Source organism: Kribbella sp. NPDC000426, assembly GCF_040300265.1.
Lineage (GTDB): Bacteria > Actinomycetota > Actinomycetes > Propionibacteriales > Kribbellaceae > Kribbella.
Window position 1 is genome coordinate 24,459 of record NZ_JBEPDK010000008.1, and the last position, 14,344, is coordinate 38,802.

Genomic DNA, 14,344 nt, shown 5'->3' on the forward strand with positions numbered 1-14,344 from the left:
CTGCTCCCGCGACGGCCGAGCCTGTGCTCGGTGTTCTGGTGCTGGAGTCCAGGAGGGCGTACCGGATGACGAAGGCCAGGCCGAGATTGATCAATCCCACTGCGAAGATTGTTTGTGCGTCACTCCATTTGTCCACGTCCAGCACGTGTTTGGGCACACTTGGCGCGCCTTTTGATAACTAGGCTGATGACATGAGCCTCGACATTCCTGACCAGGTCCGCAGGACGGTCGTGTCCGACGGCAACGATTCCTGGCTGGACGAGCTGCCAGGCGTGGTCGAGTCGCTGGCTGAGGATTGGTCGCTGGTGATCGGGTCCAGCTTCGCGGGTGGTCACGCTGCGCTCGCCGTCGAAGCCACGCTGGCTGACGGGACTCCGGCGGTTCTCAAGGTCGGCGTACCAGGCCGCGATGTCGGGCCGGAGGCCACAGTGATGCGCCTGGCCGACGGAGAGGGCTGCGCCCGGCTGTTGCTCGAGGACCTTGGGCGGCAAGCCCTTCTGCTGGAGCGCCTTGGGGCTCCGATGTACGACGTCGTGGCCGATCCTGCGAGCCGCCACGACTTGCTGTGCGATGTGGCTGTGCGCCTGTGGCGTCCGGTCGGGCCGGACGTGGAGCTTCGAACCGGCGCGATGCTGGCCGAGCAGTACGCCGATCGGCTGCCGCAGCTCTGGGAGCAGGCGGGGCGACCGTGTTCGCCGGCGACTGTGGCGGATGCGCTGGATTGCATGAAGCGTCGTCGCGCCGCCCACGACGATCGGACCGCGGTTCTGGTCCACGGCGACGTCCACGAGATGAACGCGCTGCAGGCCAGTGACGGCAGCTACAAACTCATCGACCCAACCGGGCTTCGAGCAGAGCCGGCCTGCGATCTCGGCACCATCGTGCGCTGCAACCCCGACCTCGGCGACGACCTCCGAGCCCGCACCAAACACTTGGCTTCCCGCACCGGCGTCGACGCCACCGCCATCTGGGAGTGGGGAACCATCCACCGAGTCTTCAGCGGCGTCTACGCCTCCAGCATCGGCTTCCAGCCCTTCGGCAGTCGCCTACTCGCGGAGGCAGACCGCCTGACGGCCTAGACCTCGGTACGACGCACGGTATCGTCGGCCTATGGCGGGTTGGGAGAGTCTGCGCGTGGACCTCCTGCGGCTGCATGAGGAGTCGCCGGGCGCGCTCGTGGTGTGGCCGAGCCCCGAGACCGAACGGCGGTCCGAGCGGAGGTTCTGGATCCAGTTGGCGGCCTGGGCGACGGAGATCGCAGGCACGCTGAACGCGACGTACGGCGACGTCGTGGACCTGCAGGTTGGGGCGATGACCTTTCCGGGCGGAGAGTTGCTGGAGAGCGCGTACGCACGCCAGCTGCCGGGAGTCCCCGCCGACGCTGCCGGGCTGGTAGTCGAGGCGTTCTCCCCGCTGTCGGTCCGGAGCGGACGATCCGCACACGGAGAGGTGGAGGTGACGAATCGCGCCGACCACACGCAGCTGCTGTACCCCTCGCGGAACCTCCACGCGACCCTGACGGATCGCAGAGGCAACGTTGTTGGTCGGTATGTCGGACCAATCAACGCCGGCCGCATCGGACTGCCGCTCGAGCCCCAGCAGAGTCATCGCTTGACCGTCTTGATCGGCGCGGCCTCGGTAGTCCCGGAGCTGGGCTACGCGGTTCCGCCGGGGGAATGGAACCTGGTCATCTCGCTGCAGACTGACGAGCGCTTCCTGTTGTCGGAACCATTGAAGATCACCGTCACGCCGTGAACCTGCTGGGAGTTGGGTCTTTCGGCTGGAGGAGGCGCATGTTGAGGGGGTTCGGCGCCTAACGCGCGGTAGCAGTCGGCTAGAGGCGTTCTGGGTGGTGACCTACGAAGACGTGGTCTTGGCCTGTGCACGAGATGACGTCCGCCTTGGTTGTGGGTACCCAGCCTCCGCCTACGGAGACCTCGTCGCCGACGTGGGCGACGGTTTGGCCGGTTGGGTCGAGGAGGGCTGGTCTGCCGTCGCGGATTCCGATGGTTGAGCCCACGGGCCAGGCGACGTCAACCAGTTTGTCGACGTGGACGATGGCTCGGGACTCGTCGAAGACGCTGACCTGCATGCGGACTACGAGGCAGTTCGTTGCTGGGTCGATGTCGAGGGTTCCGATCAGCTGGGCGTGCAGTTCTATCTGCGGGACTGTGCGCTGAACCGTCAGGCCGGGGACGTTGTTCATCGGGGTGCCTCCAAAGTCAGTATTAGCCTCAGTGGGGTGAGATGGCTAAGGGACGGGTCGGCGGGGGCGGTTGCGGAGGCGTTGGCGGAGGTTGGACTCGGCGGGTATCCGGTGGTGGTTCGGGAGTCGGTGGAGAACGACCCGACGTGGTGGTCGGCCAGCGCGGTGGTGGGTGAGCAGTACGTCGTGAAGTTCGCCTGGTCGGAGCCCGCGGCGCTGCGGTTGGCGCATGAGATCGACATGTTGGCGAGGTTGCGGCCGACAGTTCCGTACCTGCCGGAGGTGGTTGCCAGTAGCACCGATCCGTTGTTGCTGGTGACTGCGTTGGTGCCCGGCGAGTCGCTATTCGAGATTGTGGACTCGATCGACCGGGACGACGCCGGACGGCAGCTGGCCGAGTTCATGGGCGAGTTGCACGGTCAGGTCGGACCCGGCCTGCCCGCGGCATCGTTGCAGCCGGCCGCGACCGATGTACTGCGGGAGCAGTTCCCGAAATGGGCTCGTCCGGATCAGCGTGCTGACGTCGTACGCTGGTGCGACTGGACGGACGACGTACTCGCGACGCCGGGTCCGCAGGTGCTGGTGCACGGCGACCTGCATGGCGGGAACCAGGTGTGGGACGGCGGGGCGCTCCGAGCGGTGGTGGATTTCGAGACCGCCGGGTTCGCGGATGCGGAGTACGACCTGCGTACCTTCCCCGGCACCGGCCCCGGCGTCGAGTTGCTGACGGCCACCATGCGTCATTACCCGCGGGAGCTGTCGATCGAGCGGGTGATGGCGTGGCATCTGCGTACGGCGCTCGCGGACGCGCTGTGGCGCAGCGAAGCCGGCGTACCGCTGCCGGATCACCGGACCCCGCCGGGGTGGGTCGACGATCTCGCAGACCGATTTGCAGCGCTCGGCATCGAGACCTGATCACAGCTCCTTGCTCAGGTTCCCGAACAGTGGCCTACTGTGAATCAGGGGAGGGGGAGACGTTCATGGAGCCCTTTGCTGTGCAGGCGGGTGAAGGAGTCACGTACACGACTCCAGTCAACGGGTCGGCTGTCGTCATGGCCGACACGCTCCGGACCAATGGTTCGCTGAGCATTCTCGAGCTGCTGATACCGCCGTACAGCGGTCCGGCGGTGCACACGCACCTGCGCGAGGACGAGGTGTGGTACGTCATCGAGGGCCAGTTCCGGTTCAAGGCCGGCGACGAGATGCTCCGGGCATCGACCGGCGGCATGGCGTTCGGCCCGCGCGGCGTGCCGCACGCCTTCCAGAACACCGGCGACACGGCCGGACGCCTGCTGATCATCACCACCCCATCAGGCGTCGAGCGCTTCTTCGAGCAGGCACAGCAACTATCGCAACCCGTCGACCCAGAAGAACTCGCAGCAATAGGCCGCGCCAACTGGGTCGAATTCGCCGGCCCACCCCTCGCGATCACCGACCCGCTCTAGCGGAGCTTGTTGGTTGCGAGCCAGTTGTCGATGTGGGTCATGGTGGTTTGGAGGATGTTGCCGAACAGGATCATGTGGTCGGCGTCGAGGAGTTCCTGGTAGGTGGCGTTGCGGTACTTCGCAGCGGTTGCGCGGCAGACTGCTGGTACGACGGTGCGGTCCTGGGCGCCGCCGAAGATGAGGACCGGGCCGTTGATCGCGGCGTAGTCGACGCGGGACGCCTTGCGGCGGTCGAGTTGGGGGAAGGCCATCTCGCAGTACGCGCGACCCGACTCGCACACGAGGTCGGCGTACAGCGCGCGGGAGTCCTCATCGGTCTGCGTGATCCGGCCGCCGACGTGGAACTTGTCCCAGGTCGGCCGGAGCGGTTTGGTCCACGGGCGCGGCTGGAGGTAGTGGCTCAGGAACAGACGGCTCATCGACGGGTACATGGCGAAGATCCCGGCCGCCGGGGCCGGGCAGACGCCGATCAGGCCGGCGTGCTTGGTCCGGGCGGCGACGAGCTGCGCCAGCAACCCGCCCAACGAATGCCCGAGGATCAACGGCGGCGAGTCGAGCGACTCACACACCTCGACCAGATCGTCGGCATAGTCGGTCAGGCTGAGCGATGCGATCTGCGCCGAACCTTCCTCCAGATCCAGCTCGTGGTGGCGCAGTGTCGGCGTATGAACCGTGAAACCACGGTCTTCGAAGGCAGCGCGGGCCTCGTGGAAGTGACTCCCGCGACCCCAGGTCCCGTGGATGAGAACAACATGCTCGACATCGCTCATGTCGCCGAAACCTATCCGACCGGAGCGGACTCACCGGGTGAGCGCGCCGGACGGCTTTCATTCATAGGATTGCTCGTATGGCGGACTCGGTGCGGATGGGTGTGGTCGGGGCGGGCAGCATCTCGGTGCGGGGAATCCTGCCGCACCTGGGGCAGCCGGATCTGGCGGGCCGGGTGACGCTCGCTGCCGTGTGTGACCCGGTCCCAGGGCGTGCGGAGGCTGCGGCGGCAAGATTTGGAGTGGAGCGGGGCTTCACGGAGTACGAAGAGCTGCTGGCCCGGGGTGATGTCGACGCGGTGACGATTGCTTCGCCGATCGGGTTGCACTACGAGCAGGGGAAGATGGCCTTGCAGGCCGGCAAGCATGTGCACTTCAACAAGACGATGACGATCACGGTTGCCGAGGCCACCGAGTTGATCGAGCTCGCCGCCGCAAACGAACTGCGGATCGTTGCCTCGCCGGGGGAGATGCTGCGCCCGCACCACATCCGCACGCGCGAGCTGATCGCCGAGGGCGCGATCGGCACGCTGTCGTGGGTGAGCTGCGGCGCGTCGTTCGGCACGTACCACGAGAACGAGTCCGTCCGCGGCGGCGCCGACGTACTCAGCAACATCGACCCGTCGTGGTACTTCCGCAAGCCCGGCGGCGGCCCGATGTACGACATGACGGTCTACGCGCTGCACACCGTCACCGGCATCCTCGGTCCGGCGAAGCGCGTGACCGCGATGTCCGGCGTACGCATCCCGGTCCGCTCCAGCGGGGGTGTCGACGTACAGACCGATGCCGACGACAACACCGTCGTGCTGATCGATTTCGGCGACAACGTGTACTGCGTCGCGACCGGCACCGCCGCAGGCCCGATCCGCGGCGGCTTCGGCGGCGCGTACTACGGCACGGCCGGAACGATCGACGGCCTGCTCCTCAACGGCGAACCGTTCGACTTCCCCAACCGCGATGCTGCCGAGCTCGCCCCGCGCGGCCCGGGCAACCAGGCACTCCTCCCGCATGTCACGGGCGCGCACCGCGACATCGAGGAGCAGCACGTGTACGAGGACGTCATGCAGCTGGTGGACTGGGTCCGCGACGACACGCCGTCCATCGTCACCGCCGAGCACGCCAGACACGTCATCGACATCATCGAATCCGCCTACCGCGCCGCCGCAACCGGCCAGACCCAGGAACTCACCACCACCTTCTGACATAGCCTGATCGCATGGCGGACGTATCACCGCGGCTTCGGCGACGGATCCAGTCCGACTTCACTGAGCCAGGAAGCGCCGAGGAGATCGCACGACTGGTGTCCGAGGCGAGCGATTCGGAGCGCATCCAGGCCGCGATCGTCTTCTGCGCGCGAGGTGACCTGACCCGGCTCCGCGGGTCGCTGGAGCTGGCGAGAACTGACTGGCGGGATGTCCTCATGTGCGGTGAACTCGCCCACGAGGACTGGCCGGCCAAGCTTGAAACGCAGCTCGGCCCGCCGTCCTGACCCTCGCAGCAAACCCGATGATGCCGTCCGGGCGCGAGCGTCTATCGTCTGCGGCATGCAATCTCTGTCTCCACGGGCCCGGGCGCTCGGTGCGGCCGTGCTCTGCCTGGTGATCGCCGTCGGGGCCGGACTCGCCGTGGACAGCCGGCTCGACCGGCACTGGATCCTGCGCGGGCTCACCGTCTTCCTCGCGATCTGCTGCGCGGCCCTGCTGCTGACCGATCAGAGCCGGAGGCTGCGGCAGATCATCACGGCGATCGGGCTGGCGATGTTCGGCCTGATCATCCCGTGGTCGCAGACGACGTGGTCGAAGCCGCCGGAGATCAAGTTCGCGCTGCAGGTCGCGACCGACGCCAAGACCGCGGCCGAGAAGAAATCGAGCAGCAGCGTCACCGTCGCCGACGTGAAGGCGGCGGCCGGGGCCCGCGGCGGCGCCATCGGCTCGTTCGTCACCGAGAAGAGCCCCCAGGTCCACGGCGCGGACGCTTTCCCCGTCATCGTCCGCGCCAAGCGCGACCAGGGCCGCCCCTGGGCCTGCCTCTCCTTCACCGGCACCACCGCCAAGGTCCGCCCCTGCTGAGATCTGCTATGCACGGCGAGCCAGTTCAGGGGATCGAGGTTGCTGCGTCGAACCAGTTGGTGGGGGTGTTCGGGGAGGTGGTTAGTTGGAGCTTCTCGGCGATCGTGCGGAGTTCGGCCATTGACGGGTTCGGGGACAGGCTCTGGATCGTGACGGCGACTCCGTTGCCTTCTAGTCGTACGGCGTCGCGCGGCGGGATCTGGTTCTTGTCGTTGGCCGCCGCGATGCCGTTGCCGTACACGTAGTACGCCTTCATCCCGTGGATGATCGCAACGGGTTTCATGAAGCGGCTGTACTGGTTCCAGAACTTGCCGGTCGAGTAGCTGATCTCGAGGTCGTCGCCGAGCTGCCGTACGAAGGCCCCGTTGCCCGGCAGCGTGCAAGCCTTGGGAGCCGTCCCGGGCCGGAACGACTGGCTGCAGTCCCGCGACGCCGGCCTGACGTACCCGGTCGTCGGGTCGCCGTCGCTGAACGTCGCCGCGAACTCCTCACCGGACCCTTCGACGTTGCCCTTCGCCGGCGAGTAGGTGATCCGGCGCGCGGTCAGGCCGTCCGGCAGTCCGTTCGCGACGAACGGCGATCCGAGCTTGGCCGGACCTGTCGTCATCGCCTCCGCGACCTGGAGCGCCACCGCGACATCCGGATCGAACGGGCCGTCGAGCTGCGGGATGGCGCGGGTGCCGAGCTGACGCTGCGCCTCGCAGGTGATCAGTCCCCACAGGCCTTCGGCCGGCTGCCAGACAAGAGTCTTGTACGTGTCACCGGACAGCGGGAACCGGTAGCCGAGCGGAGCGGGCGGGAACGGCTTCTTCTTGGTCGAGGTGACGATCCGGCCGGCGGGGAGCCGCTGACTGCCGGCAGGGATCCGCCCCGGGTCGAAGTCGCCGTTGCGATGCACCTGGAGCTGGCAGTACGTCGGCCACGGATTGCCGGTCAGCAACTGCAGCTCGGCGTCCTGCCGGTTCGCGCCGTACACCTGAACGGACGCGTAGATGTTCTTGGGCAGCGTCAGGCCCGCCCACTGGGACCACGCCGACGTCTTGGTCTGGTCCGCCGGCCCGGTGCGGGACTGCAGCAGGTGCGGTGCGAGCACAGCGGCGACCGCAGCAGTCGCAGTGGCTACCGCGGTGGCGACGACGAACGCAGTACGGCGGTGTGCGGCACGCCGGCCGCCCAGCTGGAGCGCTTGCCGGATCTCGCCCGGATGCGGCGCCGTGTCGGCCTGGCGAGCAGCCCATGGTTTCGGCGATCTCGTTGTCGGTCAGGCCGCCGTAGTACCGCAGGACCAGTACGGCCCGTTGCCGCCGCGGGAGCTTGGCCAGTCGCCGATCAGATGCGCCTCCGGGGTGGTCCAGACCGCCGATCCGGTCCCAGGTGCGCTGGGCCTTGATCGCGACGTCCTGTACGACGTCCTCGGCCAGGTACGGCGTACCGCACAGCACGGTCGCGAACCGCAACAGCGGCGGCAGACCGGCCTACACCAGTACAAGCGACAGTACGGCCGGATCTGCTGAGTCCGAGTCGCGGGCAATCGATTTCTCAGACCGTCGATGACCGCTAGGGTCGCGGGTATGACTCTTGGGAATCTGACCGGTATCAGTGCGCTCGCCGAGGTCGAGTCGCGGTCCATCAGTGCGGAGAACCCGACCGGCGAGCCCGGTCAGGGCGGGCGGCGGACCGAGGGGACCGGCGCGCGTGCGGCCCGGGATCTCGGGCAGGGGTGGAAGGTCTCGCCGTCGATCGAGATCGGGCCGGGGGAGACCGCGACCCTGGCGGATATCGCCGGCTCCGGCTGTGTCACCCACATCTGGCTCACCACGCATGTCGACCACTGGCGGCGGTTGGTGCTGCGCGGCTACTGGGACGGCGACACCGCACCGGCGATCGAGACGCCGGTCGGCGACTTCTTCTGCTCCGGCTGGGGCAAGTTCGCGCAGGTCAGCTCGCTGCCGGTCGCGGTGAACCCGAACGGCGGTTTCAACTGCTACTGGGAGATGCCGTTCCAGGAGCACGCCACGTTCACGCTGGAGAACACACACGACGAGACGGTGGTCGTGTACTTCCAGGTGGACTACTGGCTCGGCGCGGTACCCGACAAGTCGGCGTACCTGCATGCGCAGTGGCGGCGGAGCAATCCGCTCGAGTCGAAGACGGTCCACACCCTGCTGGACGGCGTGGAGGGTCCCGGGCACTACGTCGGCACCTACCTGGCCTGGGGCGTCAACAGCACCGGCTGGTGGGGTGAGGGCGAGGTGAAGTTCTACCTGGACGGTGACGACGAGTTCCCGACCATCTGCGGCACAGGTACCGAGGACTACTTCGGCGGCGCCTGGAACTTCGACGTACCTCATCTGGGCGGCTACACCGAGTTCAGTACGCCGTACCTCGGTATGCCGCAGGTGATCCGCCCGGACGGGCAGTACCAGAGCCAGCAACGCTTCGGCATGTACCGCTTCCACCTGCCAGACCCGATCCGCTTCAAGGAGAAGCTGCGGGTCGACGTACAGGCCCTCGGCTGGCGCTCCGGCGGCCGCTACCTGCCGCTCCAGGACGACATCGCCTCGACCGCGTTCTTCTACTCCGGCAAGACGAGTACGACGCGACCGGACGCGCCGACCCACGACGTGATGGAGATCTGCTAGGGCACCGGAAGCGGGTTCTGCAGCGCAGTGTCGGCGAGGACGACGAGGGCGGCGGTCCACGCGAGTGGTGCCTCGCCGGCCGGCTGCAGGTCCCGGTTCACCTTTTCCGGCAGGGCACCGGTGCTGGTCCGGTGCTGGTCGAGCCAGGACAGCAGAGCGTTCGCCGTAGCCTTGTCCCCGCGCGCTGCTGCGCTCAGCGCGAACAACGCGGTCTGCGGGGTCCAGGAAACTCCGTCGGCGCGCCAGTCCTCGCCGGGCGTCACGCCGCCGTTGGGCTGGGTGAGTACGGCGTGGGCCCGGTCGATCGCGGTCGAGACGACGGAACGCTCCGGGGCGAACGGCGGACCGAGGACCGTCACGATCGCGTCCGCCCCGCCGCCGATGCCGATCGGTTCGACACCGGGCTCGACGAAGCTCGTCGCCGCCGCCGGCGTGCGCGGATAGTCCGGTCCGAAGACCCGATCGGTTGCCGCTGACAACGTTTGGAACGCGGCCTGCCAGCGGGTCGCCTCGGCTGGGTGGTGCTGGTCGGTGGCGATCCGGACCGCCGACCGCAGCCCGGTCAGCAGCGGCGCGACCGTGCCCAGAGTCAGCTCCTTCTCGCGCCGCTCCCAGTAGTCCGACGACGGGGCGGGCAGTCCGTCCGGCGCGAGCTCGGCGACGATCTGGTCGGCCGACTCCCGGACCATCTCCCAGTACCTGTCGCCCGCCCGGCAGAACCAGGTCGCCCACAGCACCCACCCGGACCCGTCCAGCTGCGGAGCCCGGCCGTCGTCGACCCGACCGCCGGTCTCGGTGTACCGCGCTTGCCATCGACCGGCCGACGGCCGCACCCGGTCCAGGAACGCCAGTACGTCGAGTGCCGCGTCGTACTGGCCGATCGCGCACCGGGCGACGGCGACGAACGACGCGTCGCGCGGCCAGACGTACCGCCACGGGCCGTTCCAGCCGGCCAGCGTGGCGCCGTTCGGGAGCGTGAGACCGTCGAGATCGGCCAGGGCGTGCTGCACCAGGTCGTCGTACTTCCCGCTGACGAGGGCCGAGTCGGCGTGCGTGGCAGTCCGGCCGGGGATGCCGTCGGCGACGAGACGGGGCTGCGGGTTGCGGATCAGGTTGCTGGTCGTGCCCGCGGCGAGGATCGCGAGCAGCAGGGCAATGACGGCGTACGGGAACCAGCGGTGCCGGCTGCCGTCCCGCATCGTCGCCTCCTATTGCGCCAGGTGCTGCACTTCCGCCTCGAACTTCCGCCGCGGCGCCAGCTCGACCAGGTACATCGCCGACACCACCAACGCTCCACCGACCAGCATCCGCCACGTCAGGCTGTCGGAGCCGAACAGTACTGCGAACGTCGAGGCGAACACTGGCTCCATTGTCATCGCAATCGCGGCCCGCGTGGGAGTCAGGTGTGCCTGCGCCCAGGTCTGCACGATCAGCGCGAGCGCTCCGGCGACCAGCGCCATGTAGACCACCGCGACCCAGTCGCGGCCCGAGCTCGGCACCGAGAACCCGCCGGGGAGCGCCCCGATCCCGCAGACGCACGTGATCACGATCATCTGCAGCGTCGACAGCCCGAACGCGTTCTTCGGGGTCGACCATGCGCCCAGCCCGATGATGTGCAGCGCGTAGAGCCCGGCCGAGGCCAGCGTCAGCAGCTCGCCGGTACCCAGCGTGAACCCGCGCAGGGACAGTACGCCGAGGCCGACCGTGGCGAGGATCACGGCGAACCAGGCCCAGCGCCCGATCTTGTGGCGCAGGATGACCGCTCCGAGCAGCGGGGTGAAGACGACGTACATGCCCGTGACGAAGCCGGAAACGCTCGCCGAGGTGTGCCGCAGGCCCTCGGTCTGCACGAGCTGGGCGATGCCGTAGGTGATGCCGAGGGCAACGGCCCGCCCGCGGTCCAGGCGGCTCAGTTTCGAGATCGCCGGCGGATGGATCAGCACCAGCGCGACCGAGGCGATCAGGAATCGCAACGCCAGGTAGTCGGCGACGTCCATCCTGGTGAGCAGGTCCTTGGTCAGGAAGAACGTCGACCCCCACGCCGCCGCGACCGCGAGCAGGGCAAGGACGGCGATCCGCGGGTGGTTCACGCCGCACATCTCATCAGACGCCTTCCGTAGAAGGCAAAACGAGCTAGAGCACGGTGATGGTGACGGTGCTTCCCGGTTGCGCCTTCTTGCCGGCGCCGGGGCTCTGCGCGGCGACGATGTTCAGCCCGAGGTTGAACGGCGCCTTCTGCACCGTGACCTTGAAGCCTGCGTCGGTGAGGATCTTCTGCGCGTCCGCGGTGCTCTTGCGCTTGACGTCCGGTACGTCGACCAGTGGCGGGCCGAGCGAGACCACCATCGTGACCTTGTCCTTGGCGAACAACGTGCCGCTGTTCGGGGTCTGGCTGATCACGTTGCCCTCGGCGACCTTCTCGTCGTACTGCGTCGTGCGGCCGACGGTGAAGCCGAGCTTGCGGAGTGCCTTGCTCGCGTCGCGGTAGGACTTGCCGGTCCAGTCGGGCACGGTGATCGGCCGTTTGCCCTTGCTGACCGCGAAGTTGATCGCTGTGCCCGGCTTGACGACGGTGTTGAACCGCGGGCTGATCGCCATCACCCGGCCCTGCGGCACGGTCTCGCTGTACTGCTCGCTGATCTGCCCGGTGATCAGCTTGATCGGGGACAGCGCCTGCTGCGCGGCGTCCAGCTGCAGACCGACGAGTTGCGGCACCCGGTAGCGCTCAGGCCCCTTCGAAACGGTGAGACCGATATCGCCGTTCTTCCGGATCCGGTCGCCCGCGGCTGGGTCGGTCCGCATGACCTCTCCCTGCGGCACGTCCTCGGAGTAGTCCTGGTTGTCCAGGCTGGTGTGCAGGCCGGATTTCTCGGCTTCCGCCTCGGCGGCAGCGGGCGCCATGCTCACCAGGTTGGGTGTGGAGGTGTAGCGGTGGATGCCGTAGTACCAGGCTGAGGTGCCGATGGCGATCGCTGCGGCCAGGATCACGATCAGTGCGATCGGGCCGCGGCTCTTTCGCTGCTGTGCTGGTGGCGCCGGCTTGGCAGGTGCTCCAGTCGGGCGGCCACGGTCCACCGGTACGACGATGGTGTCGTGGCGGAGCGGTTCGCTCTGCAGCGACTCCAGCGGTGCCTCTCCGCGCGTGTAGCCGTCGTCGTACCCGCTGTCCTGCCGGATCTGCTGGATCGGCACGGTCAGGTCGCCGGTCAGCTCCGGGTCGTCCGGCAGCCCTTCCTCGAGCGCACTGCGTACGCGGTGCACCTGCCGGCTGAACACCCGCGCGTCGGTGGGCCGCAGGTCCCGGTCGCGAGCGGTCGCACGCTGCACGAGCGCATCGACGTACGGCGGGATGGTCGGCACCTCGAGCGACGGAGCGGGTACGTCGGCGTGGACGTGCGCGTACGCGACCTGGATCGGGGTGTCGCCGGAGTGGGGCTTGTTCCCGGTGAGCAGCTCGTACAGGAGGATGCCGGCCGAGTACACGTCGGAGCGGGCGTCCGCACTGCCGTCGGTGACCAGCTCGGGCGCCAAGTACGACACCGTGCCCATCAGGAGCCCCTGGGTGGCGGTGTTGCCGCTTGCGCTGACTGCACGGGCCAGGCCGAAGTCAGCGACCTTCACCGCGCCCTTGTCGGAGATCAGCACGTTCTCGGGCTTGATGTCGCGGTGCACGATGCCTGCGTCGTGAGCGGCCGACAGCGCCGACAGGACCGGCGTGAGCAGGTCGAGCGCGCGGGCGGGGGACAGCGGTGCCTGCTCACGGATGACGTCACGCAGCGTGCGGCCGGGCACGTACTCCATCGCCAGGAACAGCGTGCCGTTGTCGTCACCCTGGTCGAAGACCGCGACCACGTTCGGGTTCGAGAGGCGGGCGGCGGCCCGGGCCTCGGCGACGAACCGGCGGGCGAACTGGGCGTCGTCACCGAGCCCGTCGTGCATCACCTTGAGCGCGACGGTGCGATCGAGCCGGGTGTCGAGGGCGCGGTAGACGGTCGCCATACCGCCCTTCGCGACCCGCGCGTCCACGCGGTACCGGCCGTCGAGCACTCGCCCGACGAGGCGGTCGCTGACCTGCGTGTCCACGTCGTCCGTCACTTGCGGTGAGCCGCCTCTCCAAACGTTCTGCTCAGAGAGTGTAGATAACGCCTCAGCGTGACTGGCTCAGGCTCACCGCAGGGGGTCCCACCCGCGTTCGAGCTGAGCCTTGATCCGGAGCACATTCTTGACGTACAGCTTCGTGTCCGGGTACACACCGTTCTTCTTCACGCCGCCCAGGCCCTGGTAGTACCCGGCGACCGCGAGGTCGAGGCGAGCGGCGCCGGTCAGCCGGCTCAGCAGCACGACTCCGGCCGTGACGTTGTCCTGCGGTCTGAGCAGGTCCAGTTTGCGGCCGACGATGCTCGAGGCGAACTTGCCGGTCGACGGGATGACCTGCATCGCGCCGATCGCGTTCGCGGGAGAGACGACGCGCTGCTTCCAGCCGGACTCCTGCCAGCTCACCGCGAGCGCGAGCTGAGGGTCGACGCCGTACCGCTTGGCTGTCGTTACGATCAGTGACCGCATCTGTGTCCGGGTCGGCAGCTTGCGCTGCTTCAGGATCGCCCGGTTGCGGTTGGCCTGCGCGACGATGTGGTCGGCGTACGTGCGGCCGGCGAAGGTGTTGTCGGTGCGCGCCTTCTTGGCAGGCTTCTTCGGGTGCAGCTTCACCGGGATCTGCAGCGGCTTGCCGGCGTAGATGCGGTCGCCGGAGCGCAGCCCGTTCGCGGCGAGCAGGTTGGCCTGGGAGCACTTGAACCGCTTCGCGATCTTCGAGACGGTGTCGCCGCGCTTGACGACGTACGTCACCCGGCCGAGCTGGGAGCGCTTCGCCGGCTGCGCCTTGGAGCCGGTGGTCTTCGCGGGGACCTTCAGAACTTCGCCGGCGTAGATCGCGTTGCCGTTGCCGGGCAGCTTGTTCAGCGCGACCAGCGTCATCACCGACGTGCCGTACCGGCCGGCGATGTGGCTGAGGGTGTCGCCCTGCTTCACCTTGTACGCGCCGAAGCCGGGTGAGCCGGCGGTGATCACGGCCGCGGTCAGGACCGGCACGGCGAGCCCGCTCAGCACCCGTAGGACCTTGTGCATGGCAACCATCTCCCCGTGTGACGTCCTGTTGACCGTAAGCGCTGGTACAGATGTGACAACAGGGGGCCATGGGGTACGTGTTACGCCTGTA

At 68.1% G+C, this 14,344-nt stretch carries 15 protein-coding genes and 2 pseudogenes; 8 read left to right on the forward strand and 9 right to left on the reverse strand.

Translation table 11 applies throughout. The features are described from left to right. Window positions 1-191 precede the first annotated feature (191 nt). Both ABT313_RS34650 and ABT313_RS34655 read left to right on the forward strand, forming a co-directional pair. Complete coding sequence (locus tag ABT313_RS34650; RefSeq protein ID WP_350862534.1) at window positions 192-1,079, forward strand: aminoglycoside phosphotransferase family protein; 888 nt, start codon at window positions 192-194, stop codon at window positions 1,077-1,079. Window positions 1,080-1,110: 31 nt separating this feature from the next. Further along, complete coding sequence (locus tag ABT313_RS34655) at window positions 1,111-1,755, forward strand: hypothetical protein (protein ID WP_350862536.1); 645 nt, start codon at window positions 1,111-1,113, stop codon at window positions 1,753-1,755. Window positions 1,756-1,834: 79 nt separating this feature from the next. Here the strand turns inward: ABT313_RS34655 and ABT313_RS34660 are convergent, their stop codons facing one another. Next, entirely contained in the window at window positions 1,835-2,206 is a 372-nt protein-coding gene (locus ABT313_RS34660) for a hypothetical protein (RefSeq protein WP_350862538.1), read from the reverse strand. Window positions 2,207-2,242: 36 nt separating this feature from the next. Here ABT313_RS34660 and ABT313_RS34665 point away from each other — a divergent pair, with 36 nt between their 5' ends. Together ABT313_RS34665 and ABT313_RS34670 are read left to right on the forward strand one after the other, a co-directional pair. After that, window positions 2,243-3,121, forward strand: a complete 879-nt coding sequence (locus ABT313_RS34665; protein WP_350862540.1) for a phosphotransferase family protein — start codon at window positions 2,243-2,245, stop codon at window positions 3,119-3,121. 65 nt (window positions 3,122-3,186) lie between these two features. Next, the gene (locus ABT313_RS34670; protein ID WP_350862542.1) at window positions 3,187-3,651 is read left to right on the forward strand and encodes a cupin domain-containing protein; all 465 of its coding nucleotides are present in this window, start codon (window positions 3,187-3,189) and stop codon (window positions 3,649-3,651) included. Here ABT313_RS34670 and ABT313_RS34675 read toward each other — a convergent pair. Then, complete coding sequence (locus ABT313_RS34675) at window positions 3,648-4,421, reverse strand: alpha/beta hydrolase (RefSeq protein WP_350862544.1); 774 nt, start codon at window positions 4,419-4,421, stop codon at window positions 3,648-3,650. The genes ABT313_RS34670 and ABT313_RS34675 overlap by 4 nt on opposite strands. A 77-nt stretch (window positions 4,422-4,498) precedes the next feature. Between ABT313_RS34675 and ABT313_RS34680 the strand changes: the two genes are divergently transcribed. The 3 genes from ABT313_RS34680 to ABT313_RS34690 are packed head-to-tail and all read left to right on the forward strand — an operon-like array spanning window position 4,499 to window position 6,487. Then, the gene (locus ABT313_RS34680) at window positions 4,499-5,620 is read left to right on the forward strand and encodes a Gfo/Idh/MocA family protein (RefSeq protein WP_350862546.1); all 1,122 of its coding nucleotides are present in this window, start codon (window positions 4,499-4,501) and stop codon (window positions 5,618-5,620) included. A 14-nt stretch (window positions 5,621-5,634) separates the two neighbouring features. Next, the gene (locus ABT313_RS34685; protein WP_350862548.1) at window positions 5,635-5,907 is read left to right on the forward strand and encodes a hypothetical protein; all 273 of its coding nucleotides are present in this window, start codon (window positions 5,635-5,637) and stop codon (window positions 5,905-5,907) included. 55 nt (window positions 5,908-5,962) lie between these two features. Further along, entirely contained in the window at window positions 5,963-6,487 is a 525-nt protein-coding gene (locus ABT313_RS34690; RefSeq protein ID WP_350862549.1) for a hypothetical protein, read from the forward strand. Window positions 6,488-6,512: 25 nt separating this feature from the next. Here the strand turns inward: ABT313_RS34690 and ABT313_RS34695 are convergent, their stop codons facing one another. Further along, a complete protein-coding gene (locus ABT313_RS34695; protein ID WP_350863837.1) occupies window positions 6,513-7,580 on the reverse strand; it encodes a hypothetical protein in 1,068 nt (355 codons plus the stop codon). A gap of 172 nt (window positions 7,581-7,752) precedes the next feature. After that, window positions 7,753-7,929: pseudogene (locus ABT313_RS34700) on the reverse strand (SigE family RNA polymerase sigma factor); the annotation flags it as partial. A gap of 129 nt (window positions 7,930-8,058) precedes the next feature. Here ABT313_RS34700 and ABT313_RS34705 point away from each other — a divergent pair. Next, window positions 8,059-9,129 carry a glycoside hydrolase family 172 protein gene (locus ABT313_RS34705; protein WP_350862551.1) on the forward strand — a complete coding sequence of 357 codons (1,071 nt, stop codon included), beginning with the start codon at window positions 8,059-8,061 and terminating at the stop codon, window positions 9,127-9,129. On the opposite strand, the gene ABT313_RS34710 is transcribed toward ABT313_RS34705, so the two are convergent. The 5 genes and pseudogenes from ABT313_RS34710 to ABT313_RS34730 form a co-directional block, all read right to left on the reverse strand. Next, complete coding sequence (locus ABT313_RS34710; RefSeq protein ID WP_350862554.1) at window positions 9,126-10,328, reverse strand: glycoside hydrolase family 15 protein; 1,203 nt, start codon at window positions 10,326-10,328, stop codon at window positions 9,126-9,128. The genes ABT313_RS34705 and ABT313_RS34710 overlap by 4 nt on opposite strands. Window positions 10,329-10,337: 9 nt before the next feature. After that, window positions 10,338-11,219: a DMT family transporter gene (locus ABT313_RS34715; RefSeq protein ID WP_350862557.1), complete on the reverse strand. Its 882-nt coding sequence runs from the start codon at window positions 11,217-11,219 to the stop codon at window positions 10,338-10,340. Between the two features lie 43 nt (window positions 11,220-11,262). Further along, window positions 11,263-11,475: a PASTA domain-containing protein gene (locus tag ABT313_RS34720; protein ID WP_350863805.1), complete on the reverse strand. Its 213-nt coding sequence runs from the start codon at window positions 11,473-11,475 to the stop codon at window positions 11,263-11,265. After that, window positions 11,476-13,212 (reverse strand): annotated as a pseudogene (gene pknB, locus ABT313_RS34725) (Stk1 family PASTA domain-containing Ser/Thr kinase); the annotation flags it as partial. An 84-nt stretch (window positions 13,213-13,296) separates the two neighbouring features. Then, on the reverse strand, window positions 13,297-14,253 hold the full coding sequence (locus ABT313_RS34730; RefSeq protein ID WP_350862560.1) for a lytic transglycosylase domain-containing protein: 957 nt from the start codon (window positions 14,251-14,253) through the stop codon (window positions 13,297-13,299). Between the last annotated feature and the right edge of the window lie 91 nt (window positions 14,254-14,344).